Source organism: Uliginosibacterium flavum, assembly GCF_040566545.1.
In the GTDB taxonomy this organism is placed as follows: domain Bacteria; phylum Pseudomonadota; class Gammaproteobacteria; order Burkholderiales; family Rhodocyclaceae; genus Uliginosibacterium; species Uliginosibacterium flavum.
In genome coordinates, this window is sequence record NZ_JBEWZI010000014.1 from 1 (window position 1) to 25,220 (window position 25,220).

26 protein-coding genes and 1 tRNA gene are annotated in these 25,220 nt (G+C 58.4%); 13 read left to right on the top strand and 14 right to left on the bottom strand.

Going from position 1 to position 25,220, the window contains the following annotated elements; translation table 11 throughout:
- Positions 1-597: 597 nt before the first annotated feature.
- Positions 598-1,914, bottom strand: a complete 1,317-nt coding sequence (locus ABXR19_RS13285; RefSeq protein ID WP_354601625.1) for a S41 family peptidase — start codon at positions 1,912-1,914, stop codon at positions 598-600.
- 17 nt (positions 1,915-1,931) lie between these two features.
- The gene (locus ABXR19_RS13290) at positions 1,932-2,300 is read right to left on the bottom strand and encodes an energy transducer TonB (RefSeq protein ID WP_354601626.1); all 369 of its coding nucleotides are present in this window, start codon (positions 2,298-2,300) and stop codon (positions 1,932-1,934) included.
- 514 nt (positions 2,301-2,814) lie between these two features.
- Here ABXR19_RS13290 and cimA point away from each other — a divergent pair.
- From cimA to ABXR19_RS13310, 4 genes are all read left to right on the top strand, one after another.
- The gene (cimA, locus tag ABXR19_RS13295) at positions 2,815-4,380 is read left to right on the top strand and encodes a citramalate synthase (RefSeq protein WP_354601627.1); all 1,566 of its coding nucleotides are present in this window, start codon (positions 2,815-2,817) and stop codon (positions 4,378-4,380) included.
- A 390-nt stretch (positions 4,381-4,770) separates the two neighbouring features.
- Positions 4,771-5,298 (top strand): plasmid recombination protein, encoded by a 528-nt coding sequence (locus ABXR19_RS13300; RefSeq protein ID WP_354601628.1) that lies wholly within the window; start codon positions 4,771-4,773, stop codon positions 5,296-5,298.
- A gap of 464 nt (positions 5,299-5,762) precedes the next feature.
- Positions 5,763-6,770: a sulfate ABC transporter substrate-binding protein gene (locus ABXR19_RS13305; protein WP_354601629.1), complete on the top strand. Its 1,008-nt coding sequence runs from the start codon at positions 5,763-5,765 to the stop codon at positions 6,768-6,770.
- 89 nt (positions 6,771-6,859) lie between these two features.
- Complete coding sequence (locus ABXR19_RS13310) at positions 6,860-7,546, top strand: RBBP9/YdeN family alpha/beta hydrolase (RefSeq protein WP_354601630.1); 687 nt, start codon at positions 6,860-6,862, stop codon at positions 7,544-7,546.
- Here ABXR19_RS13310 and ABXR19_RS13315 read toward each other — a convergent pair.
- The 4 genes from ABXR19_RS13315 to ABXR19_RS13330 form a co-directional block, all read right to left on the bottom strand.
- Entirely contained in the window at positions 7,524-7,697 is a 174-nt protein-coding gene (locus ABXR19_RS13315; RefSeq protein ID WP_354601631.1) for a hypothetical protein, read from the bottom strand. The genes ABXR19_RS13310 and ABXR19_RS13315 overlap by 23 nt on opposite strands.
- Positions 7,694-8,320: a type IV toxin-antitoxin system AbiEi family antitoxin domain-containing protein gene (locus ABXR19_RS13320; protein WP_354601632.1), complete on the bottom strand. Its 627-nt coding sequence runs from the start codon at positions 8,318-8,320 to the stop codon at positions 7,694-7,696. Before ABXR19_RS13320 ends, ABXR19_RS13315 begins: the two co-directional genes overlap by 4 nt.
- Before the next feature lie 305 nt (positions 8,321-8,625).
- Positions 8,626-8,699: transfer RNA gene (locus ABXR19_RS13325), tRNA-Met, on the bottom strand.
- A 271-nt stretch (positions 8,700-8,970) separates the two neighbouring features.
- Positions 8,971-9,462, bottom strand: a complete 492-nt coding sequence (locus tag ABXR19_RS13330) for an ankyrin repeat domain-containing protein (RefSeq protein ID WP_435594326.1) — start codon at positions 9,460-9,462, stop codon at positions 8,971-8,973.
- A gap of 190 nt (positions 9,463-9,652) precedes the next feature.
- Between ABXR19_RS13330 and ABXR19_RS13335 the strand changes: the two genes are divergently transcribed.
- From ABXR19_RS13335 to ABXR19_RS13345, 3 genes are all read left to right on the top strand, one after another.
- Entirely contained in the window at positions 9,653-9,826 is a 174-nt protein-coding gene (locus tag ABXR19_RS13335) for a hypothetical protein (RefSeq protein ID WP_354601634.1), read from the top strand.
- Positions 9,827-10,357: 531 nt separating this feature from the next.
- Positions 10,358-10,705 carry a hypothetical protein gene (locus ABXR19_RS13340; RefSeq protein ID WP_354601635.1) on the top strand — a complete coding sequence of 116 codons (348 nt, stop codon included), beginning with the start codon at positions 10,358-10,360 and terminating at the stop codon, positions 10,703-10,705.
- Positions 10,702-11,226 (top strand): hypothetical protein, encoded by a 525-nt coding sequence (locus ABXR19_RS13345; RefSeq protein WP_354601636.1) that lies wholly within the window; start codon positions 10,702-10,704, stop codon positions 11,224-11,226. The genes ABXR19_RS13340 and ABXR19_RS13345 overlap by 4 nt, the downstream gene beginning before the upstream one ends.
- Positions 11,227-11,256: 30 nt before the next feature.
- On the opposite strand, the gene ABXR19_RS13350 is transcribed toward ABXR19_RS13345, so the two are convergent.
- The 4 genes from ABXR19_RS13350 to ABXR19_RS13365 form a co-directional block, all read right to left on the bottom strand.
- Positions 11,257-12,615, bottom strand: coding sequence for a tyrosine-type recombinase/integrase (locus ABXR19_RS13350; RefSeq protein ID WP_354601637.1), 1,359 nt, complete (start codon positions 12,613-12,615; stop codon positions 11,257-11,259).
- Between the two features lie 153 nt (positions 12,616-12,768).
- A complete protein-coding gene (fliE, locus tag ABXR19_RS13355; RefSeq protein ID WP_354601638.1) occupies positions 12,769-13,086 on the bottom strand; it encodes a flagellar hook-basal body complex protein FliE in 318 nt (105 codons plus the stop codon).
- A gap of 112 nt (positions 13,087-13,198) precedes the next feature.
- Positions 13,199-14,632 carry a sigma-54-dependent transcriptional regulator gene (locus tag ABXR19_RS13360; protein ID WP_354601639.1) on the bottom strand — a complete coding sequence of 478 codons (1,434 nt, stop codon included), beginning with the start codon at positions 14,630-14,632 and terminating at the stop codon, positions 13,199-13,201.
- Positions 14,629-15,756: a sensor histidine kinase gene (locus ABXR19_RS13365; RefSeq protein WP_354601708.1), complete on the bottom strand. Its 1,128-nt coding sequence runs from the start codon at positions 15,754-15,756 to the stop codon at positions 14,629-14,631. The genes ABXR19_RS13360 and ABXR19_RS13365 overlap by 4 nt, the downstream gene beginning before the upstream one ends.
- A 167-nt stretch (positions 15,757-15,923) precedes the next feature.
- Between ABXR19_RS13365 and fliF the strand changes: the two genes are divergently transcribed.
- From fliF to fliJ, 5 genes are all read left to right on the top strand, one after another.
- Positions 15,924-17,624: a flagellar basal-body MS-ring/collar protein FliF gene (gene fliF / locus ABXR19_RS13370; protein ID WP_354601640.1), complete on the top strand. Its 1,701-nt coding sequence runs from the start codon at positions 15,924-15,926 to the stop codon at positions 17,622-17,624.
- A complete protein-coding gene (gene fliG / locus ABXR19_RS13375; RefSeq protein ID WP_354601641.1) occupies positions 17,608-18,615 on the top strand; it encodes a flagellar motor switch protein FliG in 1,008 nt (335 codons plus the stop codon). The genes fliF and fliG overlap by 17 nt, the downstream gene beginning before the upstream one ends.
- 272 nt (positions 18,616-18,887) lie before the next feature.
- Positions 18,888-19,568: a FliH/SctL family protein gene (locus tag ABXR19_RS13380; RefSeq protein WP_354601642.1), complete on the top strand. Its 681-nt coding sequence runs from the start codon at positions 18,888-18,890 to the stop codon at positions 19,566-19,568.
- 77 nt (positions 19,569-19,645) lie between these two features.
- Positions 19,646-21,058, top strand: coding sequence for a flagellar protein export ATPase FliI (gene fliI / locus ABXR19_RS13385; RefSeq protein WP_354601643.1), 1,413 nt, complete (start codon positions 19,646-19,648; stop codon positions 21,056-21,058).
- Between the two features lie 35 nt (positions 21,059-21,093).
- Positions 21,094-21,552, top strand: a complete 459-nt coding sequence (gene fliJ / locus ABXR19_RS13390) for a flagellar export protein FliJ (RefSeq protein WP_354601644.1) — start codon at positions 21,094-21,096, stop codon at positions 21,550-21,552.
- 10 nt (positions 21,553-21,562) lie between these two features.
- On the opposite strand, the gene ABXR19_RS13395 is transcribed toward fliJ, so the two are convergent.
- The 3 genes from ABXR19_RS13395 to yihA form a co-directional block, all read right to left on the bottom strand.
- Entirely contained in the window at positions 21,563-22,051 is a 489-nt protein-coding gene (locus ABXR19_RS13395; protein ID WP_354601645.1) for a GNAT family N-acetyltransferase, read from the bottom strand.
- Entirely contained in the window at positions 22,044-23,060 is a 1,017-nt protein-coding gene (hemB, locus tag ABXR19_RS13400; protein ID WP_354601646.1) for a porphobilinogen synthase, read from the bottom strand. The genes ABXR19_RS13395 and hemB overlap by 8 nt, the downstream gene beginning before the upstream one ends.
- 252 nt (positions 23,061-23,312) lie before the next feature.
- Entirely contained in the window at positions 23,313-23,960 is a 648-nt protein-coding gene (gene yihA, locus ABXR19_RS13405) for a ribosome biogenesis GTP-binding protein YihA/YsxC (RefSeq protein ID WP_354601647.1), read from the bottom strand.
- A 96-nt stretch (positions 23,961-24,056) separates the two neighbouring features.
- Here yihA and ABXR19_RS13410 point away from each other — a divergent pair, with 96 nt between their 5' ends.
- On the top strand, positions 24,057-24,692 hold the full coding sequence (locus ABXR19_RS13410; RefSeq protein WP_354601648.1) for a c-type cytochrome: 636 nt from the start codon (positions 24,057-24,059) through the stop codon (positions 24,690-24,692).
- A 74-nt stretch (positions 24,693-24,766) separates the two neighbouring features.
- On the opposite strand, the gene ABXR19_RS13415 is transcribed toward ABXR19_RS13410, so the two are convergent.
- Complete coding sequence (locus ABXR19_RS13415) at positions 24,767-25,207, bottom strand: type IV pilin protein (RefSeq protein WP_354601649.1); 441 nt, start codon at positions 25,205-25,207, stop codon at positions 24,767-24,769.
- Positions 25,208-25,220 lie beyond the last annotated feature (13 nt).

The following is a 25,220-nucleotide window of genomic DNA, read 5'->3' on the forward strand; positions in this document are numbered from 1 at the left end:
CGAGTCAGCAGCTTCGCCAGAGGGGCTGAGAAGCTGAAGGCGATTTATGCGTTATGAGTTGTGTGGAATGGTATGGGCTCAATGACCGCAAAGGGTCGGGAGTGTGAGTTCGTCAGACCGGGAAGCGGTTGTTCAATCCGATTTTGGGCTGAGCGGAGGGTAAGCGGCACATTGCAGACTTAGACCAGCTCGCACGTGAACGAGCGGAATGGGCCGAATACCTGCCCCTAGGTTTGCGGGGGCAGCAATAGCCCAGTTCTGATGCCGATGTCAGCCTGCGTAAACGTCCAAACGAACCGTTATTAGATGCTCGTTACTCGGTAGTCATAGCGCGGGATGTGGGACCAAACATACGGTGTAAAACGCTGGCACAGAGCGAGATTTTCGAATAGACTGAATGGATCGGGCTTCTACACAACGCGCCAATATTAGGTGTGTAGAAAGCTTAAAAACGGCCAAGAATCATGGGGTTATCGGCGTAAAGCCAGATTCCCCACCCTCTCCGCCAAAGAATCAAGCACTCAGGCCCGTTTCGAAAGAAGCGGGCCTTTTGCTTTCATGGCCTCCACAACTTCCGCGCAGGCGCTTGCTGGCGTTTCATTTTTCACGACTCAACCACGCCACCGCGGCCTCGAATTGCGTATCACGGCCACTGGCCAGATCGGCTGCACTCGGTCGCACCGCCTCATCGGGCATCAGGCCAATTCCTTCGATGCGGCGACCGTCGCTGAAGGTGAAGCCAATTTCGCTATATGCCAGCGCACCGCCACCCGGCACCTTGGCGTAACCCAGATAGCCGAGCAGGCAGCCGCAGGAGGTGTCGCCGATGATGTGGGCACGGCCCAGGCTTTGCAGGGCGGTGGCGGTCAGTTCGCTGGCACTGGAACTGGCGGAGTTCATCAGGATCACCAACGGCTGATTCAGTGGTTTCTCGGGCCCATCGAGGATGAATTCAGGCTTGATCAGATCAAGCATGCCGAAAAACAATGTGACGGGTTTGCCACTGCGCGTATTGATGCGGGCAACTTCATGCTTGCCGGTGACGAACTGCTCGGCAAAAGCACGCGCGAAAAAGGTGGAGCCACCGCCGTTGTCGCGCAGATCAAGGACGATGCCTTGCGTATCACGCAAACCTTCCAGCGCCTTGAGTGTCTCGCTGCGAATGGATTCGTCAAAAGAAGAAAAGCGCAAATAGCCCAGCCCGGATGAAAGCTTGAGGGCGAGCACTCCGGGCTTACCGGAAACCTTGTTGCGCGCAATCTTCGTGGCGACGCGGCTGCCATCAGGGCGCTCGAACTCAATCGCCACGGCCTCACCCGCCTTGCCCGTATTGAGCGCGCCATTGGCATAGCGCTGGCGACTTAGCGGCGTCGAGCCTTCACGGGCCGCATTCACGGTGCGCCGCCACCAGCCCAGCGCCGGCTCGTCGGCGATGCGCAGCACGCGGGCGCCGGGGCGCAAACCGGCAAGCCAGGCCTCCGAGCCCGATCCCACACGCTCGACGAGCAACAGCCCATCCAGTTCCACGAGCAGCACGCTCAGACTGATGCCGGCCTGCGCCCGGATTTCCGCATAACGCTGCGGAGATTCAACACGGGTGTGGGCGTCGCGCAGTTCGCCCGTCATGTGATCAAGCTGTTTCCAGAATGCGCCATCATCAGCTGCGTCCAGCGCCAAGGGGCGATAACGCTCGCCCACAGCCTTCCAGTCCACGCCTTTGAAGGCGGGATCGAGATAGCCCGTGTTGATGGTGGTCCACACGAAATCGAAAGCCTCGGCACGCGCTGCCGCATCCAGCTTGCCGCTGGCCGGGGCAGCGTTGCCAACGCGACGCGAAATCACTCCGTGCGGATCAAATGTCGCGCAGCCACTCAGTACGGAGCACAACGCAAACAGAACAATGAAAAGTTTCATGTCAGTCTTTGCAAGGATCAATCAGTTTGCGGGGAAAAATTGAATTCCATGCGCCAGCGCGCCTTCACCGGCAAGCCATCACGCAAGCCGGGATGAAGCTTCAGGGCATCCAGGCGCTGGATGAAACGGCGCGTGCCGCGAGGTGTGAGCTCCGAATGCTCGATCACCACGCCATCCACCTCGCCATCCAGCCCGATCAGCACCTGCACGACGATCCGACCGGATTCGCTTGCCTCCAGCGAAGCGGGAATGTATTCACTCAAATCCGCCAGAAAACGCGGCTTCGTGCTCAGCAATTCCACCGGAACATACTCGGAGAGCCGCCCCCCGCCTGAGTCTTCAGATAGCCTATCCGCAGAGACTTTCTGCGCGGGGCTCTCTGGCATGGCCTCGCCAGGAGCCTTGACCGGAGCGGCTCTCCGGGCAGAATTCTCTACGGAATCTTGCGGCGCAGCAGCTTGCTGAGCAAGCGGAGCCTGACTCATCACCGGCAGCGGCGTGGCAGGTATGGAACTGATTGTGGCCCGCAACCGGGCCGTCCTCGTCTCCGTACCACCATAGCCAGGCCACAACCAAACAAGCATCAGATGCAACAGCAAGGAGGTGAGTGCGCACACCCCCAACACCAGGCGGGTTTCGCGCCGGGCACGGCATTCAGGATTTTCGGGCGGAGGCGACAACGCGTTTGGCATGAGGCGAGTTTAACGCACTCGCCCGCAGCATTCATTTCTCCACTGCCTGCCCGGCACGCAGTCCCCGGATTGGCGTTCAAAAAGCCCTCAGCCTTGCGCTCTATAAACCTCATAGCCCCGCCAGCCTTCGAAAAAGCGGCCTTTTATGGTAGTTTCCGAGGTTCGCTGGCACGGCTGGCGAAGCCCTTCAGACTCTCGACATACGATCATGAATACCAAGGTTTTTGCCTACGACACCACCCTGCGCGACGGTTCTCAAGCGCAAGGAGTTTCCTTTTCGGTGGAAGACAAGCTCAGGATCGTGCGCAAGCTCGACGAGCTGGGCATTGCCTATATTGAAGCCGGCAATCCCGGCTCGAACCCGAAAGATCTGGAGTTCTTCCGCCGTCTGGGCGAGCTGAACCTGCAACACGCAAAGATCACCGCCTTCGGCAGCACCTGCAAGGTCGGCGCCAATCCGGCCGAGGACGGCCAGCTCGCGTCCCTGCTCGGCGCCAACACGCCAGCGGTGGCGATCTTCGGCAAGACATGGGATTACCACGTCACCGCCATCCTGCGCACCACGCTGGATGAGAACCTGCGCATGATCCGCGAGACCATCGCCTTCCTGAAGGCTCAGGGCAAGGAAGTTATCTTCGACGCTGAACATTTCTTCGACGGCTACAAGGCCAACCCGGATTACGCCCTGCAGGCGCTGGCCGCAGCGGTAGAGGGTGGCGCGGACAACCTCGCCCTGTGCGACACCAACGGCGGCAGCTTCCCGGACGAGATCTTCGCAATCACCCAGACGGTCGTCGCACGCTTCCCCGGCGTGTCGGTCGGCATCCACTGCCACAATGACTGTGAACTGGCCGTGGCCAATTCCGTGCGCGCGGTGCAGGCGGGTGCGACTCATGTACAAGGCACCATCAACGGCATAGGCGAGCGCTGCGGCAACGCCAATCTATGCGCGATCATCCCGAACCTGCAGTTGAAACTTGGCTGCGAGGTCATCCCCCCCGCCAACATGCAGACCCTGACCACGCTGGCGCGCTTCGTCTCCGAAGTCGCCAACATGGAACACAACGACAAGGCCGCCTACGTCGGCGGCGATGCATTCGCGCACAAGGGCGGCATGCACGTCGATGCAGTACACAAAAATCCGATCAGCTACGAACACATCACCCCGGACACCGTGGGCAATGCGCGCAAGATCCTGATGAGCGAAGTCGCCGGGCGCGCCACCATCCTCGGCAAGATCAACGAGATCGACCCGACGCTCACCAAGGATTCGCCCGAGACTAAAACCATCATCGAACGCCTGAAAGAACTCGAACACGAGGGCTACCAGTTCGAAAGCGCGGAGTCGAGCTTCGAGCTCTTGGTGCGCAAGATGCTGGGCAAGTTCACGCCATCCTTCGAGCTGCGCGAATTCAAAGTCGTGGTGACCGAGCCCAGCGGCAACGGGATCAACTCGTCAGCTATGCTCAAGATCCACGTCAATGGCGAAGACGAAATCACCGCTGCCGACGGCGACGGGCCGGTCAACGCACTGGACAAGGCGTTGCGCAAGGCTCTTGATCGTTTCTACCCTGAGCTACGCAAAGTGAAGCTCACCGACTACAAGGTGCGTGTCCTCGACTCCAGCCAAGCCTCTGCAGCCAAGGTGCGCGTACTGATCGAATCCACCGACAGTGAAAGCTCATGGACCACCATCGGCGTATCGACTGACGTGATCGACGCATCCTGGCGCGCGCTGGTGGACGCGGTGGAGTACAAACTGGCCAAGTCTTGAGGCTGCGCCTCATAGCGCGTTTTCGGGCCAGAAATACAAAAAGCCAATCACCGCAAAGTGATTGGCTTTATTTCGATCCAAGTGCCTGAAGCACATAGCAAAAAGCCCAGTCTTTCGACCGGGCTTTCTACTTACATATTGGGTTGCGGGGACAGGATTTGCGCGTTATTCGACGCCCATCCTCCTCAGAATCACGGGACTACGGTAGCCACGATGCAAAGCGATAGCTTTCCGCTTTGGTTATCAGAATCAAGCGCGAGCTTTACTGCGATAAAGCCTCATCCTCCGCGCCTCCAAGCAAAACATCAGCAACTCCAAACACTGGCGCACATGCATATGTGATCAATATGCTTGTGCCTGCTTACTCATCTCCATGGAGGTAAACACGTCATGAGCTCCTGTCAGTTCATTCACTTGGAAGTCTATGCGCGTGTAGCGGGCTCAACCAAAAAAGGTGGTCACAACCTCGACAGCATCGTGGCAGAAGCGGAGCGTCATCCAAGCGCCTGCCTACACGTAACCAAGCCCAGGCCCCCAAGCCTGCTGTATGGATTCATGCCGAGCAAGGCTGCCGAGAAGGCTTCAGCATGGGCGGAGCACGCCTTTGATAGTCGAGGACGCCGCCTTCGTCGAGATGGGCTGTGCCTGCTTGCAGGCGTAATCAGTCTTGAGCAACAGCGAATCGAAGACTGGCCAGCGTTCAGACAAGCCACACTCAAGTGGCTGATCGACTTCTTTGGAGATCGACTCGTCTCCGTCATTGAACATACCGATGAAGAAAACCCTCATATCCACTTCTACTGTGTAGCTCACGCAAGAGAACGATTCGAATGTTTGCACCCCGGTAGGAAGGCGGCCCAAGAGGTGAGAAATGCAGGTCAGCTCAAAGGAAGAGGAAATTCATCAGCGCTACCTTGAGGCCAAGCTCAAACACCCGCAGGTGCCTATTGAACAACCCCTTCCAAGTCCTCAAACAGAGGACATCCCCACTTCACTACCGAAACCAGTAACAAATTCCCACGAGACGCCACGGCCCAAGCTGGGTAACAAAGACCACTCCTCCAATGACATGTCCATGGACATGTCTTGACTGAGTCAATCAGCCATCCATCAACGGAACCAGATCACGATATGCATCGGCTAATCTCGTGAGGCAGCACAACCGGTTCTTCTATATTTATTGAAGACGCACCAACGATTGAACCAATCACTAGACATTCATAGTCGGTCACTATGTTTATCTAAAAGCAACTAAAGGCGGATCAGTCAGATGCTTATGCTTTGATTTTGTTATTAGCAATTGCTTTTTTATTCGTTCTCTTGATAAGCCGACTTTCTTAAAGTGTCCTGATTGCATCACTCAACAACGAAAGGACGCACTAATGAAGTTCTCCCCACGCAACAAGCTGCTTGCCGCCGCCTTGATCGGTCTGCTCAGTGCTGGCCAGGCCCTGGCGGACGTCACTTTGCTGAATGTCTCCTACGACCCGACCCGCGAACTGTACGAAGATTTCAACAAAGCCTTTGCCGCTGACTGGAAAGCCAAGACCGGCGAAACAGTCATCATCAAGCAATCCCACGGAGGCTCGGGCAAGCAAGCGCGTGCCGTGATTGATGGCTTGGAAGCCGACGTCACCACCTTGGCTCTGGCGTATGACATTGACGAGATTTCATCCATTGCCAAGACAGTTCCGGCCGACTGGCAAAAGCGCCTTCCCCACAATGCTTCGCCCTACACTTCGACCATCGTTTTCCTGGTTCGCAAGGGCAACCCAAAAGCCATCAAGGACTGGAATGACCTGACCCGCAAGGGCGTCGAGATCATCACGCCGAACCCCAAGACCTCGGGTGGTGCGCGCTGGAACTACCTCGCTGCCTGGGCTTACGCACTGGCGCAGCCGGGCGGCAATGATGCCAAGGCCAAGGATTTCGTGAAGAACATCTTCATCAATGTGAAGGTGCTCGATTCCGGCGCCCGCGGTGCCACCACCACCTTCGTCGAACGCGGCATCGGTGATGTGCTGCTGGCCTGGGAAAACGAAGCCTATCTCGCAGTGAAGGAGCTCGGTCCGGACAAGTTCGACATCGTCGTACCCTCGCTCTCCATCCTGGCCGAACCGCCAGTCACTGTGGTAGACAAGGTTGTCGATCGCCGTGGCACCCGCAAGGTGGCCGAAGCCTATCTGAAGTATCTCTACTCCCCCGTTGGCCAAGAAATCGCGGCCCAGAATTACTACCGCCCGATCGATCCGACTATTGCCAAGAAGTATGAAAAACAATTCACCAAGGTAAAGTTGGTGACCATTGACGAAGTTTTCGGCGGCTGGCAAAAGGCTCAGAAGACTCACTTTGCCGATGGCGGCGTGTTCGACCAGATCAGCGTGCGCTAATGCAGTATTTCGTCTTATAAAAACAAGCCGAAAGGGCTGCGCGAACTGCGGTTCTCGCAGCCCTTTTCCCCTTGTAGGAGCCCCCTCCAATGTCAAAAATCCTGATCGTTCCCGGCCTGAATGGCAGTGGGCCATCTCACTGGCAGAGCTGGTTTGAGCAAAAGCTGCCAAATACCTTGCGCGTCGAGCAAAGCGACTGGTCAGACCCTTACCTGCCACGCTGGGCCGGTGCTGTTCGCCACGAACTGGATCGCGCCAAAGGCCATGTCTGGATCATTGCCCACAGCTTTGGCTGCCTCGCGGCCGCCCATGCAGCAAGCGATTATCGCGACAAGATCGCAGGCGTGATGTTTGTCGCACCGGCAGATCCCGAAAAATTCGAAGTTACCGACATGCTGCCCACGCAGCGCCTGGGTTTCCCGAGCGTGGTGGTGGCATCCAGCACGGATCCCTGGATGCGCCTGACGGCCGCCGCTTACTGGGCAGATCTGTGGGGGTCCCGCCTGATCAGCATTGGCAATGCCGGGCATATCAATTCAGAGTCAGGGTTTGGGCCCTGGCCCGACGGGCTGGCGATCTTCGAACAACTGCGCCGCACACAATCGGACTTGCCGCTGGGCTCGCTGGATCCGGATTTCCGCTTTCCTGCGTGCCAGACGTCCGGCTTGAAACGCAAACAGAATGCCCTGAAAAAACGTCTGGCACAGAACTGGAAACAATGGATGCATGGCCTTTCGGCGGATGACTTTGAAACTAAGCCTGTTTCGGCGGACTGATGCCGTAACCGTGCTTTTCCAATAGGCGCTGAGCCCGGCTCAGACGGGCTTCCAGTCGACAGAAACGCAAGACTTGATTGAAGTCGGATCCTTCAGCCTTGGCCAGATTGAGCAGGCGCGCACGTACCGAGGCGGCGAGGTTTGCGTTCATTCCAGCGCCTCCAGGTAGGGTCGCATCACATTACTCACCCGGCACACCTGTGCGAACTGCCAGATCTCGTCATTGCTGGCTTTCCGCTTCGCAATCACTTCCCGCAGAGCTTCCAGCGCCACGTCCAGGCCGATCTTGTTGCGATGCTTGAAGCAGTCCGCTACGGTTTTGGCGACACTGTAGACGCGCAGATTTACCTGATCACGCTCGACGACCTCAATCCCCTCCGAATATGCAGCACCTGAAAACTGCAGCATCTTCACCGGTGGATAGTCAATTTTCGGGGTATGACTTCCACGCGGCATGGCAATCCACACTTGACGCGGCAGCTGTGTCGTCAGCTCATGGAATTGCAGTGCACTCAGCAGACAGATCACCGCTTGAGGCACCTTGCGTGCAATCTGAACAAGACTGTCGTGTTCAGACACTTCAGAATTCGGCAGGCGATACAGGCCACGTCCTACTCGCTCAAGCTGACCGCTCGCGGCAAGTCTCGTCAGCACGACACGTGGCAATCCCTGTGGCGTCAGATCGGCAGCACGCAGCGTCCCCTTCTGATGGGCCAGTTCCAGAACTCGCTGTGAGTGAGAGAGGTCGCGCATAATAGGTACAGTATGTTCCACATATTCGTCAAATACAATTAGTTGACGACACAAAGAAACAAGCTCTCACTCAATGCCGTGCCAAGGTAATCGCACGCGCATCATCGTCTCACCAAAGACCCTGAACCATCAGCAGCGATGCAGTGGCGCGGCAGGGTTATCCACGGGGCCGCCGACGGCAGACTCAAACATGCCAGAGGAGAGCGGCCCGGTGGGTAACCCGTGTAACGGCCGATGCCACAGATCAAGGCACAAATTAGGCACAGGGCCCTGAAATGCAAAAAGCCAATCACCGCTAAGTGATTGGCTTAATTACATAAATCGGGTTGCGGGGACAGGATTTGAACCTGTGACCTTCGGGTTATGAGCCCGACGAGCTGCCAGACTGCTCCACCCCGCGTCAGAGAAAAATCATTATGGTGCAAAATCACAACTTCGTCAAGTATTTAAATATATACACTTGATGCCACCTGCCGAGCTCGAAACAGACAAACACCCACTGACTGAACTCAAGCGAAATGCCTGAAAACTGAACGCTCAACAACAACCCCGGTCTGGGCAGCTAATGCAATCCAACACTGCACTCCGTCACTCGCCGCAGACAAGCGCCCATCCTCCTCAGAATCACGGGGCTAGCCTCTCAAACAGCGCCGGAGGGAGTATAGCGTGGGTCAAATCTCCCCTCCCAACAAAGCCACCACTCGCGCCTGATCCTGAATCCGTGCCAGTTGCAGCGGTGTATAGCCTTCTGAGCACTGATCCGTGCGCGCACCGCGCTGGATCAGCGCCAGCGCCATGTCTTCGTGGTTTTCCAGGATCGCCCAGAACAAGGGGCTGCGCTCCGTCTCGTCACGCCGATCCAGATTCAGGCGTCGTGGCAGCAAGGCCGCGAAGCCACTGGCGTTGCCATAGCGCACCGCCACCAGAATTGGCGATTCGCCCTCGCCATTGGGCACATTCACATCAGCACCCGCCGCCAGCAACAGCGCCACGATGTCGTCACGCTTGAGCATCAGCGCCAGATGCAGTGGCGAATCACCATTCACGTTGCGGATGTCCGGCCGCGCAGCCGAGTAGCCATCGCACCGGCTTCCGAGGCGCGGTACTCGGCCAGCCCGGCTTCGCGGCCCCGGCGCAAGCCACCGAACACGTCCAGCTCCCATCTCGCGCCAAGATTCGCCTCATAAGCATTGCCGTAGCGATCGAAACCGGGCGTCGAGTTAAGGACTTGCCCCAGCGGGGTTTCGACCGACTGGTATTCTTCGCTATCCCCTGAGAGCCGACTACCCGGTTTCGTGGACTTCCCATCTGGATGTCGCCGAGGCGGTCGAGCGCCTGCTGACCGATTCTTTCGTGAGCGGCGTCGTCGGGGTCGGTCAATTGCCAGGCGTTACTGGCGCTGAGCTTGCGAAGGGTTTCTCGCATTACCTCGGCCGCTTCGTGTCGTTCCAGAGCGTCGCGCCAGAAAACTTTGGAGAGTTGATTGCTCCGGTTTTCGGTACGGGCGCTGCGGCCGGGGTTGGCTGAGCTTTCCGCCTGACCAAGCGTTTCAGACCAATGTGCCATTGGAGCAGATGAGTCTTTCTGCCCACAGGCTCATTACACCGTCGCGAATGGAGCGGTCGATTTCTGGCGCTGGGATTTTTAGAAGGACTTAGTCTTGATGCCTAGTACTCTTCGACCGATCTCCGTGGCGCTTGCTGGACTGGCGCTATTTTTCACTAAATATTGAGCAAATCATTGACTGCTTAACGGCATAAAGCGGTCAAGCGTGCGAGAGATGTCAGGTGACGGCTTTGGCCGATCTGCGGAAATCCCCGATAGATACGTTCGCAGCTTTCTTAAGTCCATCCACTTCTCTTCACAGCCGCTCCTACCGCCTACACATCACTTTCGCATATCGGTGATGGGCCCACCGACTGATTGTGTGATGAGGACGCTTTCTCCGTCGGAATAAGGCAACTTCCCTTAAACATCCTGAACAAAGGCTGCAGAAAATACAATCACACATTTACGTGCTACACTTATTTATGTGCAAACACACGGGAGTTATACATCATGGCATCAACAGTCAATTTCACCGGATCAGTTGACCGCGATCTACTCAAGCGCGCCAAGGTCATTGCAGCCAAGACTGAGACATCGGTCAACGCTCTCTTCAATGCCGAGTTGCGCTATCTCGTCGAGACTTACGAGTCCGCCGAGAGATCCCACAACCAGAATTTCACAGCCCTACTAAACTTCTCCCTTGGCAAAATCGATGATCTGACTACGATGTCGACGCTTGGCGTCGATAGCGAGGAAGATCTTTTCCTTCTGATGGCACAGGCACGTCTTCCGATGCCACGCTTGTCGGCAGCATCCACAGAGGAAATGGCTGATAGCTTGAGCAAGCTTGTATCGTGATCCAGCGCCCCAACACACTGCTGCTGGCCGACGCAGGACCACTGATCACGCTCGCTTACGCAGGGGCGCTGGATCTTCTTTTCAAGCCGGGCTGGCAGGTCAAACTTGTCGACATGGTTTTGCATGAGGTCACCAGGAACCAGACGCCAACCAGCCAGGCAATCAAATCTTGGGCATCTCAGCATCAACTTGAGATCCTGCCAACCAAGACCTTCGAGCATTACAAGCAGGCGCTCAGTGCAGGAACTTTGTCCCGGAAGTCGAACCTTGGAGAGCTTGCAATCCAAGAGACCATGAATACCCTGGCTATCAGCTCACAGAACAGCACAGGCGTGTTTCTCTTCGAAGACCACAAGATCGCGCGAGCAAGCTTCTTGCTGCCAGACAATTGCCGCAAGGTCAGCACACGGGCCTTTCTTCTCTTCTTAGAACGGCAAGAGTGGATAAAGTCCGCAGCCGAAATTGAGCGTCAAGCTGTGCTCAAAGGACGGCAGTTTTCAGAGCTAAAATTTCCGCCATAGGCTCAGTTACCAACGGTAACGAAGCAGCCTCTATGCTTTTATTTTGGAGACAAAAGCATTGAACGCTTCGGCCCTGGAGGCTTTTTGCACATCAGACGCGGCTAGATCTTTCTTCTTGGCCTTCACTTCAGCCAATAGCTTGCTGCACTCATCCGCCCAAGCCTGCAGCATACGCTTACGCTCTTTTGCAAAATCCGCTCGGTTATAAGCTGCCCGGACACGATCCCCTTCCTTATGGGCGAGCGCAGCCTCGATCACGTCAGGCCGAAAGGGCCCAGCTTCATTCGCCCAGGTCGAGGCGACAGCACGTAAGCCATGAATTTCCATTACCCCATCAAACCCCCAGCGTTTGCGCCATGCAGATAAAGTCATCCTGCTCATGTGATCTTTAGGCTTACGGCGGTTAGGAAAGAGATACTGGCCATGTGATATCTGTTGAAGAAACTGCAGTCGCTCCACAACCTGCCTGCTCAGATAGACGGAGTGCTTTTCTCCAGACTTCATGCGTTCGGCTGGCACCTCCCAGACCCCCTGCTCTAGGTCGAACTCTTCCCAGCGCGCTCCGACCACCTCGGCGGTTCTGCTCCAAGTCAGAATGAGCAGCCACAGCGCAGCCTTGGTAAGCGGATCGCTTGCGGGCGCCTCATCGATTTGCAACAAAAAGGCACCTAACTGAGACAAAGGCAAGGCTTTACGTGGCACGACCTTGCGTGTCGACTGATTGGGCAAGGAGGTCGCCTTGGGCGTTGGATTACCCTGGATCAGCTCAGCATCCAATGCCCAGTCAAAGATCTGCTTGATGTACTGTCGGCAATGCTTCGCTGTAACAGGAACCGTCTTGTCCAGTCCCAGTAGCAGTTCGCGTAGTTCCTTACGCGTAATCTCTGCAATTGGTAGATCTCCCAGCGTGGGAATCACGTGGGCATCGAGCATCTGTTGACGATGCTTGGACGTTCTTGCTGACAAGCCCAAGCTAGTTGCCTGCTGCCACTCTTCACTCAATGCCCTGAAGGTATGAAGTTTGGCCGCATCTTGCTCAGCCTGCCTTGCGTCGGACTCTTGCTCGACAAAAGACAGAGGGTGGGTTCCCCGCTCAACCAGCCATCGCGCAGCTCGATGCGCAATGCGCGCCTGCTCAAGACTAATTTCCGGGAAGGAACCTATCGTAAGTATCTGTTGTTTCGAGCCTAGCCGATATCGGTAACGCCAAGACCGCACTCCGCCAGGAGAGATGTAAAGGAGGAGCCCACCACCATCCGCAAGCTGAACAGGTGCAGCACCTGGTTTCGCATGCCTGACCTTTGCTGCACTTAGCTGGCGTGGAACGCTATCAGACGAGAGTCCGTGCTGTTCGGCGACCGCCGAAAGGATGGAGAAAGTGCATTGCATGGGGTGTGTATCCGCATCAAACTACACACAATCATACACACAATCATACACACAATCATCTTGGAACACCTAGTACAACCCAGAACAACAAACAACAACAAATCTCAAAACATCAACAACTTAACACCACACTCAACACCTCTTAGAACAACCTTAAACCTGCATATTCATGATGTCCTGATAGGCCGACACCAGCTTGTTGCGCACCTGCACCATCTGCTGGAATGACAGATTGGCTTTTTGCAGATTGACCATCACGTCCTGCAGATTCACTTCCGAATTGCCGGCGGAAAAATCCTGAGCCATTTGCTGGGCGGATTCCTGTGCCTGACTGACCTGTGCCATAGCGCTCTGCAAGGCCGATGAAAAGTCCGCGCCGCCTGCGGCAGAGGTGGCCGTGCTCTTGCTGGCAGCAACATCGGTTGCTACACGCATCTGGCCAAGCATCTGTTCAATCGCGCGAGTGTCCATGACAAGCTCCGTTTCAGTACGGGAATAAAAGCAGTTTCTGTGCCCAATTGTAAAAGTGGTCGCTCAATTCCCTTTCGGCTTTCAATTTAGCAGACTCCTTGAACTGACGCGATCAGGGTTCAACCCAGCCTTCGTCGCGATACTGCTGCAACTTGTAACGCAAGGTACGTTCCGAGATGCCGAGTTTTTCGACGGCCTTCTTGCGCGAGCCGCCCACGGCACGCAGCACGTCGAGAATGTGCTGTTTTTCCAGATCTTTCATGTTGGTCGGCACCGCCTCAGCAATGCCTGAAGAGCCGCCACTGACGGGCATCTGCAAGGGCATGCCTGAAGAGACTTGCTGGTAGCCGCTCTGCGGGCTGTTCTGCTGGGCATTCTGAACGTAGTTCTGGATGCTTGCAGGGGGCAGACTGCCATCCCAGCCGGGCAGGCACAGCTTCACGTCGTCGGCGACGATGGTGTCGCCACTGGCGAGGATCAACGCGCGCTGAACCGTGTTTTCCAGCTCGCGCACATTGCCGGGCCAGCGCCAGGCGGCAAGAATTTCCGCTGCATTGCCGGCAATTTTTGCCGTTTTGCCGATGCGCTCGCCGTGGCGGGTGATGAAATGCCGCGCCAGCGGCAGGATGTCGGCCGGGCGCTCGCGCAGGCCGGGGATCTCGACGGGGAATACGTTGAGGCGATAGTACAGATCCTCGCGGAAGCGGCCAGCCTGCACTTCGCGCAACATGTCGCGATTGCTGGTGGAGAGCACACGAATATCCAGCGCGATCGGTTTTTTGCCGCCCACGCGCTCAACCTCGCGTTCCTGCAACACACGCAGCAGCTTGGCCTGCAGGCCCATGGGCATTTCCGAGATTTCGTCGAGCAGGATCGTGCCGCCCTGCGCCTGTTCGAACTTGCCGGCCTGTGCCGTCACTGCGCCGGTAAAACTGCCCTTCTCGTAACCGAAGAGCGTGGCTTCGAGCAGGTTTTCTGGAATCGCCGCGCAGTTGATGGCCACGAAAGGACCGGTCTTGCGCCGCGAGTGCTGATGGATATAGCGCGCGAAGACTTCCTTGCCGGTGCCAGACTCGCCGGTCAGCAAGACTGATGCGTCGGTTTCGGCCACGCGCGCGGCCATCGCCAGCACGCTGCGGGTACGCGGATCTTCGGCCACCATGTCTTCCTGGCTGGGCGTTACCGTCGCGTAGCGGCGCACTTTCTCGATCAGCACGGTCGACTCGAAAGGCTTCATGAGGAATTCGCAGGCGCCGCCACGCATCGCCGCAACCGCCTTGTCGACGTCACCAAAGGCGGTCATCAGCAATACTGGCAACTTCGGATTGGCCCCGCGGATATTGGCGAGCAACTCCAGACCATCCATCGGATCCATGCGCAGATCGCTGATGACCAGGTTGAAGCGCTGCTTCTCCAGCGCGGCCAGCGCCTCCGGCCCGCTGGCCGCGAGCACCACGCGATGACCGGCGGATTCGAGAATCATGCTGATGGCGTCACGCAGACTTTCATCGTCGTCAACAACCAGAATGCTGAGCGTTTCAATCATGGGTTTGCTCCGGTTTTATCGATCTCTCCGGCATTGGCCAGAGGTAGAACAAAAGAAAATTCAGTGCCTTCGCCCGGTGCCGATTTGAGGCTTATTTCGCCACCATGGGCACGCGCCACGCCGCGCGCAATCGCCAGGCCGAGGCCGGTGCCATCGGCGCGAGTGGTGTAAAAGGGCTCGAACAGGCGCGCCTGGAGTTCCAGCGGAATGCCGCGGCCACTGTCCTGCACCACAAACACCGCATTGCCGCCTTCCTCGCGCGCAGTGAGCTCAACCGAACCGCTGTCGCCCAGCACCTGCAAGGCGTTTTCGAGCAAATTGAGCAGCGCTCCGGCAATCTCCTTGCGATTGCCAAAGAGCAAACGCGCACCGGCCGTGCAATCGGCCGAGAAGGCCACTCCGCGCCGCTGCGCCACCGGTTCGATGGTATGGGCCAGTTCGGCCACCAGATCGCAGACGCCGAAAGATTCGCGCCCGAGGGCTTCGCCGCGCGCAAAGATGAGCATGTCCTGAATCAGTTTTTCAAGGTGGCGCAGGCGTTCCAGCGCGCGATCCGCGACCTTGCTACGTGCTGTGGGATCCATTTCGGTGCTGGCCATGTGGCCGGTGTAAAGCAGCGCAGCGGCCAATGGCGTGCGCAACTGGTGCGCAAGACTCGCCACCATTTCACCCATCGCCGCCAGACGCTCGTTACGTGCGGTTTGGGTGCGCAGGGTCCATGCTTCGGTCACGTCATGCAGCAGCACGATGCGCCCGCCGCGCGTATCAGCCGGCGTTTCCGACACAGCCACGCGCATCGCGTCTCCATCCTGCGGCAGGAAGACTTCACCCGGAGTATCGGTCGATTCAAAACGCTTCAGCATGAAGGACCAGGGCGTGCCAGCCGGCACCGCGCCGAGCATGCCGATGGCCGCGCGATTCAATTGCTCGACCGCGCCATTCGCGTCCAGCAAGACCACTCCGGCCGGCAGCGCCGCCATCAGGAAAGTCAGGCGCTCGGTCAGCGCACTCACCTGCCCCTGCAGGCCGTTGTAGGCCTGGGTCAGCTCGTCGGAGGCACGCGCAAAGGTCTGAAAAGCTTCAGCCAGGCTGGCGGCATCCATCGGTGGCGGGGTCTGGTTCATGATCTCGGCGCAATACAGGATGGTCGTCACTTTAGCGCCGACGATTCGTGATCCAGCAGCGGATTAACCGGCAAAAACTGCCGCTTATTCCACGCTCGTGCTTGCCGGAGGCCGCGCACAATGCCCCTGTGAAAAAAGGCCCTTGAAGCCTGAACGGAGCACGAGACATGGCCGAAGAAGTACTGCCCACCCCGCCAAGCTCGCCAACAGCTGTGGTGATCGACAATTTCAACCGGCTCACGCCGCGCCAGAAGATGGCCGGTGCAGCGGCACTCGCCTTGGCGATTGCCCTGCTCGCTGGCGTGTGGATGTGGAGTCAGCAGCCGGAGTATTCGGTGCTGTTCTCCAATATTGAAGAGAAAGACGGCGGCGCCATCGTCACCGCCCTGCAACAGCAAAATATCCCCTACCGCGTGGAAAGCGGCGGCGCCACCATCATGGTGCCCTCCACTCGTGCCAATGAACTGCGCCTGACTCTGGCGGCACAAGGCCTGCCGCGCGGAGGATCAGTCGGCTTTGAACTCCTTGAAAACCAGAAACTGGGTCTGTCGCAATTCCACGAGCAAGTCAATTACCAGCGCGCACTGGAAGGCGAACTGGCCCGCACCATTCAATCCATCGGGGCGGTTGCCGGTGCACGCATCCATCTGGCGATTCCCAAACAAAGCGCCTTTCTGCGCAATGAACAAAAACCCACAGCCTCGGTGGTAGTAAGCCTGCGCGCTGGGCGCACACTGGAGCCAGCGCAGATTGCCGGCATCGTGCATCTGGTGTCCTCCAGTGTGCCGGGTCTGGCGGCCAATCAAGTAAGCGTGATTGATCAGAATGGTGCCCTGCTGGCGCGCCAGCGCAAGCAGGACGGCCCGGCCCTTGACGACACCCAGCTCGAATACGTACGCAACGTGGAAGACAGCTACAGCGCGCGTATCCAGAGAATTCTTGACCCGATGCTGGGTGCCACCAATTTCCGCTCCCAGGTGATGGCAGATGTTGATTTCGACGATGCTGAGCAGACCTCGGAAACCTACACACCAAACCCGACGCCGAAAACGTCAATTCGCAGCCTGCAGACTGCCGAAAACATCGCCAACAATCCCGGGCCAATTGGCGTACCGGGCGCCCTCAGCAACCAGCCACCGGTGCCGGCGACAGCCCCGATTACCTCGCCGGTAGTGCCTGGCGCAGCGCAGTCTGGCCCGATCCCGCTGAATTCCAGCAAGACGGCCACCACCAATTTTGAAGTCGACAAAACCGTACAGCACGTGAAGCGCGCGATGGGTCAGGTCAAACGCCTGTCAATTGCGTTGGTGGTCAATCACAAGAGTGAAAAAGACGCCAAGGGCAACTTCAAAAATGTTCCATTGACGGAAGCTGAGGTAAAGAAGATCAATGATCTGGTTCGCGAAGCTGTTGGCTACAACGAAAAACGCGGCGACACGATCAACGTGACCAACACTGCGTTCACCGACCCGGCCAAAGAAATCGTCGCCAGCACGCCGATCTACAAGGATCCGGAAATGATCGCGATGCTCAAGGAAGCCGCACGCTGGCTGGTGCTGGCACTGGTGCTGCTGTTCGTGATCAAGAAGGTAATCCAGCCACTGATGCGTAGCGTGGCGCCTGTTGTGCCCGAACCGATCGAGGCCGAAGACGAGAACGCGCCGCTATCGGCCGAAAACCTGGCCGAACGCGCCGATCAAATGGTGGATTCCGATGTTTCGCCCGAAGTTTTGGAGCTGGAGCTGGCGAAAATGAGTTACGAGAAGAAGCTGGCTCGTGCCCGCGACGTGGCCCGCAAGGATCCGAAGATGGTGGCACAGCTGATCAAGGAATGGATGGGGGGAGGCACAAGTGGCGAAGAACGCTAACGACGGACTGGAAAAGAGCGCTCTGCTGCTGCTCACCCTGGGTGGCGATGAAGCCGCAGAAATCCTCAAACACCTGTCACCGCGCGAGGTGCAAAAACTCGGCTCGGGCATGGCGCGAATGGTGCCGCAATCGCGCGAGCGCGTCGAAAAACTCCTCGAAGAGTTGCAGATGCACGCGGCGCGCGGTTCTCACATCGAACCGGATGAAGAAGCCATCCGCGTCATGCTGACTAAAGCACTCGGCGACGAACGCGCAGCCAACCTGATCTCGCGCGTACTTCAGGGCTCGGACACCGCCGGTATCGAATCACTGAAGTGGATGGATGCAGCCACCGCAGCGGATCTGATCAAGAACGAGCATCCGCAGATCATTGCTACGATCCTGGTGCACCTTGAATTCGATCACGCGGGCGAAATCCTGCGCCACTTCAACGACCGCCAGCGCAACGACATCCTGCTGCGCATTGCCACCCTGGATGGCGTGCAGCCGACTGCGCTGCGGGAGCTTAACGAAGCCCTGGCCCGCGTACTCTCCGGCTCGGCGCAGAGCCTGAAAAAAGCCTCGATGGGCGGCACGCGCCACGCCGCCGACATTCTCAACTTCGTGGGTAATGCCGCGGAAACGGCAATCCTCGACAACGTGCGCGAATACGATCCGGACCTGGCCCAGCGCATCCTCGACGAAATGTTCGTCTTCGACAATCTGATGGACTGCGACGACCGTGGCATCCAGACCATCCTGCGCGAAGTGCAAGGCGACCAACTGGTCGTTGCCCTCAAGGGTGCGGCGCCCGAAATGCGCGAAAAGATATTCAAGAACATGTCCAGCCGTGCAGCCGAGATGATGCGCGAAGATCTCGAATCACGTGGCCCGGTGCGTCTGTCGGAAGTGGAGGCCGCGCAGAAAGAAATCCTCAAAACGGCCCGGCGCTTGTCCGAAGAAGGCCAGATCATGCTCGGCGGCAAGGGCGGCGACGATGCCTTCGTCTGAGCGTGCATTTCTCGCGGGCCTGCCGGGAAGCTCAAAAGCCTTCACCGCAAAGACGCAAAGACGCGGAGCGCCGCAGAGAAAAGGCATGCCACGAAGATCCGCGCGGGAAAATGCTCTTCATGGCATGCCGCTGGCAGCCGGCTATGCTCGCCGGCGTACAGCCAGCCATCATGAAGAAGCCCGCCAGACGCCGCTTTCCAGCCATACACGACTTGCGATTTGCGATTTGCGATTTGCGATTTGCGACACCCCGACACGAAAGGGGCTGCTAGATGGCTGACGTCATTCCCCGCAATCAGGCCTCGAACGCCTACCAGCGCCTGGCATTTGATCAGTTCGATGCGCCGCCAGCAAAGGCTGCGCCAGCCCCAACGGCAAAGCCCGTCGAAACGGCGCCCCAGGTCAGCAATGCACCGCTGGAAATCGCCCCTGGCATCAGTTTGCCCACGCTGGAAGATCTCGACCGCATCCATCAGGAGGCCCACCGCGAAGGCTACGCCGCCGGCTATGAGGAAGGCAGTGCGCGCGGCCGCATGGAAGCCGCTGAATTGCACCAGATGGTCCAGGCGCTGGATGTCGCGATGAGCGAACTTGACCAGCAAGTCGCCGATGAAATCCAGGCTCTGGCCATCGAGATCGCTCGCCAGGTGGTGCGCGACACCCTTTCAGCCAAGCCTGAATCGATTCTTGTCGTGGTGCGCGAAGCGCTGCAGAACCTGCCGCAGCAAGGTGCAGTGATTCATGCTCACCCGGCAGATGTGCAATTGCTGCGCCGCTATACGGAGGAGCATTTTGAAGGCATCGGTCACCGCGTCACCGAAGATGACAGCATTCAACAGGGCGGCTGCACCATCGAATCGGCGGGCGGACAGATCGATGCGCAGATCCAGACGCGCTGGCGCCGCGTGGTGGAAAACCTGTCGCGTGAGGCAACCGAGTTTGGTGAAGACTGAGAGCTCGGAAATGGTCTTCAGGCTCCAGTTCTGCGCAATTGAACACAGCCGGTTGCACGAAATGAAACGGAATTGTGATGAGTTCGAGTGAACATTTCGGCAAGGTCTGGTGCGGCTTTCTGACTGACTGCCGCAAGATCGTGCGCGCCACCCCGCCCTATCAGGTGCTCGGACGCCTGACGCGCATCAATGGCATGGTCATGGAAGCCGCCGGCCTGAAACTGCCCCTTGGCTCCGGCTGCCGCGTGCTGGTGCCTGGCGGTGGCTCGGTGGAGGCCGAGGTCGTCGGTTTCAATGGCGACAAGCTATACATGATGCCTACCGACGACGTCTTTGGCTTGGCGCCCGGCTCGCACGTCATGGCCACCGAGCCGGTACAGCCCACCCCGAATGCCACGGAACGCGTCGAACCCCGCCGCCGCGTCTCGGATCGTGCCAAACACCTGCCTGTTGGCGAACAATTACTGGGGCGCGTGCTGGATGGGGCGGGCCGGCCGCTGGATGCGCTAGGGCCACTCACCACCACCCAGACGCGCTCGCTGCAGAGCCGTCCGATCAACCCGCTGGCGCGCGCCTCGATCAACCAGAGCCTGGATGTGGGGATTCGCGCCATCAACGCTCTGATGACCGTCGGACGCGGCCAACGCGTGGGCCTGTTTGCCGGCTCGGGCGTAGGCAAATCCGTGCTGATTGGCATGATGGCGCGCTTCACCTCGGCCGATGTCGTGGTCGTGGGGCTGATCGGCGAACGCGGCCGCGAGGTCAAGGAATTCATCGAGCAGAACCTTGGTGCCTACGGCCTGGCACGCTCGGTTGTCGTCGCGGCCCCGGCCGACACCAGCCCGCTGATGCGCCTGCAGGCAGCCTCCTACGCCACCACGATTGCCGAGCACTTCCGCGATGAAGGCAAGCAGGTGCTGCTGATCATGGATTCGCTGACCCGCTATGCCATGGCCCAGCGCGAAATCGCCCTGGCCATCGGTGAGCCTCCGGTGACACGCGGCTATCCGCCCTCGGTATTCGCACGCCTGCCGGCGCTAGTCGAACGCGCGGGTAACGGGCCAGATGGTGGCGGTTCGATTACGGCCTTCTACACCGTGCTGGCCGAAGGCGACGATCAGCAGGACCCGATTGCCGACTCGGCGCGAGCAATTCTGGACGGCCACTTCGTCCTCTCACGTACGCTGGCCGACCAGGGCCATTACCCGGCCATCGATATCGAACAGTCCATCTCGCGCGCCATGCACGGACTGATTCGCCCCGGCCATTTCGAGCTTGTGCGACGCTTTAAACAATTGTTTTCACGCTACCAGCGCTCGCGCGATCTGATCGCTGTAGGCGCCTACCAGGCGGGCGGCGACCCCTTGCTGGACGAGGCTGTACGGATGTATCCGGCGCTGGAAAAATTCCTGCAGCAAGACATCGAGGAGCGCGCGGACTATGAAGAGAGTCTGGGGCAGTTAAACGCCCTGTTCGGCCAGACGATGTAAGCCACACATAAAAAATAGAACCCGAGAACCCGCGCATGAGCACCAGCCACAAGAGCCTCAAAACCCTGCAAGATCTCGCCCACACCCGCGTAGACGAAGCCACCAAACACTTGGGCGAACTGATTGCCAGCAAGCAAGCAAGCGAGGTCAAGCTCGCCATGCTTCAGCAATACCGCACGGAATACCGCGACCGCTTCATGCAGACCGCCCGTAGCGGCATCGAGCCGAACGCCTGGCGCAACTATTCCGCATTCCTCATCAAACTCGACGAAGCCATCGCCGCGCAGCAAATGAGCGTCGATCACTCGCACAAAGCCACCGAGCACGGCCAGCAGAAATGGGTGTCCGAACACACCCGCGCCAAGGCCTTCGACACGCTCTCGCTGCGCCAGGAACAGCATGAGCAACTCCGCCAGAATAAGCGCGAGCAAATCCAGAGCGACGAGCATTCAAGCAACAAATTCCGCAAGCAACAGGAAGAAGGTGGCAGCTGAGTCAGCCTGCTCAAGCCCTGATTTGTTGTCCCATCACCACCGCCTCGCCATAGGCCGGATGCAGTTCGGCACATGGAAAGTCTCGAAAACCCATCCCCTGCCAGAAGAGCCGCGCTGCGCCTACCGCTACGAGCCGCATGTCTGCAAAGTCACGCCTGGTGGCACTCTCCAGCACGGCAGCTTGAAGACGCTTGCCCGTAGAGGCTCTCCGACAAGCCGGACTCACCGCAAGATCGTGGATGAAAACATGTTCAGGCTCAACGATCGGCGCCAAAGGGACATGCAAGGCAGGTGGATCGCCCACCCAGGGATGGGCGAAGACATAGCCCGCAAGCTGCCCGGCCAGCTGCGCCACAAAACAGAATTCAGCCCCGGCAGCCAGCCGACTTGCCAGCGCTTCGACCGGCTCATGATATTCCGCTGGATAGGCACAGATCTGCAAAGCAAAAACGGCCGACAAGTCTGTCGGCCGCATCGTCCGAATCTGCAGTTCAGGCATGGCGCTTGAGGATACGCGCGGCGTCCAGCGCGTAGTAAGTCAGAATGCCATCGGCCCCGGCGCGCTTGAAGGCCAGCAGCGCCTCCATGAACACCGCCTCTTCATTCAGCCAGCCATTCGCCGCAGCGGCCTTGAGCATCGCGTATTCGCCGCTGACCTGATACACATAGGTCGGCACGCGCAACTCGCTCTTCACGCGGCGCACGATATCCAGATACGGCATGCCAGGTTTGACCATGAACATGTCCGCGCCTTCGGAGATATCCAGCGCCACCTCGCGGATCGCTTCATCCGAATTGGCCGGATCCATCTGGTAGCTGTATTTGTTGCCCTTGCCCAGATTGCCGGCCGAGCCCACCGCATCACGAAACGGCCCATAGAAGGCCGAGGCATATTTCGCGGAGTAAGCCAGGATGCGCGTGTGAATGTACCCCGCCGCCTCCAGCGCGGCGCGAATACGCCCCACACGACCGTCCATCATGTCCGACGGCGCTACCACGTCAGCGCCTGCCGCCGCGTGACACAGCGCCTGTTTCTCCAGCGCGACGAGCGTCTCGTCGTTAAGCACATAACCCTTCGCGTCGATCAGGCCATCCTGACCGTGGCTGGTGTAAGGATCGAGCGCCACATCGGTGATCACCCCCAGTTCCGGAAACCGGGCCTTCAGCGCCCGCACCACGCGCGGCACCAGCCCGTCCGGATTCCAAGCCTCCTCGGCCCCCTCGCTCTTGCCGGATTCGATCACCGGGAACAGCGCCAGCGCGGGAATCTCCAAGGCCACGGCTTCAGCTGCAAGCAGCAACAATTTATCCAGCGACATGCGCGACACGCCGGGCATGGACGCCACCGGCTCGATGCGAGCTTCACCCTCGAGCACAAACACCGGGTAAATCAGATCATCCACAGAGAGACGCGACTCACGCATCAGGCGGCGAGAGAAATCATCGCGGCGCATGCGGCGGGGACGAATATTCGGGAAAGCAGCTGAAGGAAATCGGTTCTGACTCATGTTCAAAGCTCGTTTCAAAATGGCGGGGATGGACGGCCAAAAAGACCTTTACACTTCTTTACAAACAAAACACTAAACTTTTCCGGCACGGCGCCGTCAATAGCTACAGACGGTGCAAGCCGTCACCTGCTTCACCTCCCTGAGCAGGTACCTGCATGAACTCCCCCGGGTCATACAGGTCATTCAGACCCCGGCGCGCCCCCTCGTGCCGGGGTTTATTTTTGTCTGCTACGCCAGTTTTTTCACAAGCGCTCAGTCAACATCCAGATCGTCCGGCATGCTGACCAGACCATCCCGCATTGCCTGCTCGTGCTCCAGCCAGCCCGCAACCACCTTCTCCGCCTCATCCATGCCCTGCTTCTTCAGGCTGGAGAACAACTGCACCGTAATCTGATCGCCCCAGGCCTTCAGTTCCTTGCGCACCTTGGCCAAGGTCTGAATGGCCGGGCCACGCGTCAATTTATCCGACTTGGTCAGCAACACATGGATCGGCCGCCCGGTTGGCGCAAACCAGTTCAGCATCTGCTGATCCAGCGGCGTCAGCGGATGACGTGAATCCATGATCAGGATCAGGCCGATCAGGCTCTCGCGCCGCGACAGGTATTCCTCAAGCAGGGCAACCCACTGCTTGCGCACAGATTCGGGCACCTTGGCATAGCCATAGCCCGGCAAGTCGACCAGCGCCGCGCCATTGTTCATGCGAAAAATATTGATCAGCTGGGTGCGCCCCGGCGTCTTGCTGACAAAGGCCAGCCGCGTGTGGCCCACCAGCGTATTGATTGCGCTGGACTTGCCGGCGTTGGAGCGCCCGGCAAAAGCGATCTCGGCCCGATCAGGGGCAGGCAGATCTTGCGGACGGGCAATGGAAATTTCGAAACGGGCAGCACGGAACAGGGACATGGAGGAAACCAGAGACAAACGAAAGCGGGATTCCGCGCAACGCGCGCGGCGGTATAGAATATCAGGATTCAAGAACGCCACGCCCCAGAGGTGACAATGATCGCGCGCATTTCAATCCTGACCCTAGCCCTGACCATCCAGACCGCCTTCGCGCAAAGCGCGCCGGCACCCAAACCCGACCTCGCCAAGGCCAAACAGACCGCAGAAACAGTCTGTGCAGCGTGCCACGGAGCAGATGGCAACAGCCCTACCACTGCATTCCCGAAGCTTGCCGGCCAGCACGAAGCCTATCTCTACAAACAACTCAGCGAGTTCAAGAGCGTCGGCGGCAAACCCGCCCTGCGCGTGAACGCCCTGATGCAAGCCCAGGTTGCAGCCATGTCTGACGCCGACATGCGCGGTCTGGCGGCTTACTTCTCGCAGCAAAAACAGACGCAGGAAGTTGCCAAGAACAAACAAACCATCGAATTCGGCCAAAAACTCTGGCGTGCCGGTGACAAAGCCCAGGGCATCCCCGCCTGTGCCGGTTGCCACGGCCCAGCCGGCCTGGGCATCCCCGGCATGTACCCACGCCTGCAAGGCCAGCACGCCGACTACATCGAAGCCCAGCTCAAAGCCTTCCGTGCCAGCAAACGTGGCAATGATCCAGCTGGCGTGATGCGCGGGCTGACCGTGCGGATGACCGATGCCGAAATGAAGGCGGTGTCGGATTACGCGGCGGGTCTGCGTTAAACCGGAAACATTCCGAAATACAAACGACAAGGGCGCCAAATTGGCGCCCTTGTCGTTTGTGCCTCAGCAATTCATCAGAAAGCCACTGTTGGGCTTGTACAACTCTTTTGCGTTGCAGTGAAAGTACCTGCGCTTGCCGCAGTACAGACCTTTCCGTCACAGCCACAGCGCGTTCCGACAGAGTTGATTCCGACCCAGAGCTTGAAGCGCTCCGTTTTCTCAACCACTGTCAGCGCGTAGTCCCGCTTGCTGTCAGCGCGCGCGTAAGTGTAGGTCAGCAAGTCCTGATAAGGCTTTCCCAGCGCATCCACATCCGCCTTGGCTTCGTATTCCGTCGCTTGGGACACCTTACGCTCCAGGATTGAGGCGATCTGCATCGCCCCTTCCTTGGCCTGACCGAAACGCGTTTTGCGAATACTGTCCTCATACGACGGATAGGCAATCGCTGCCAGGATGCCGATGATCGCAACCGTAATCATCAACTCGATCAGGGTAAAACCCGCCTGCTTCTTCATCGAAATCATCCTC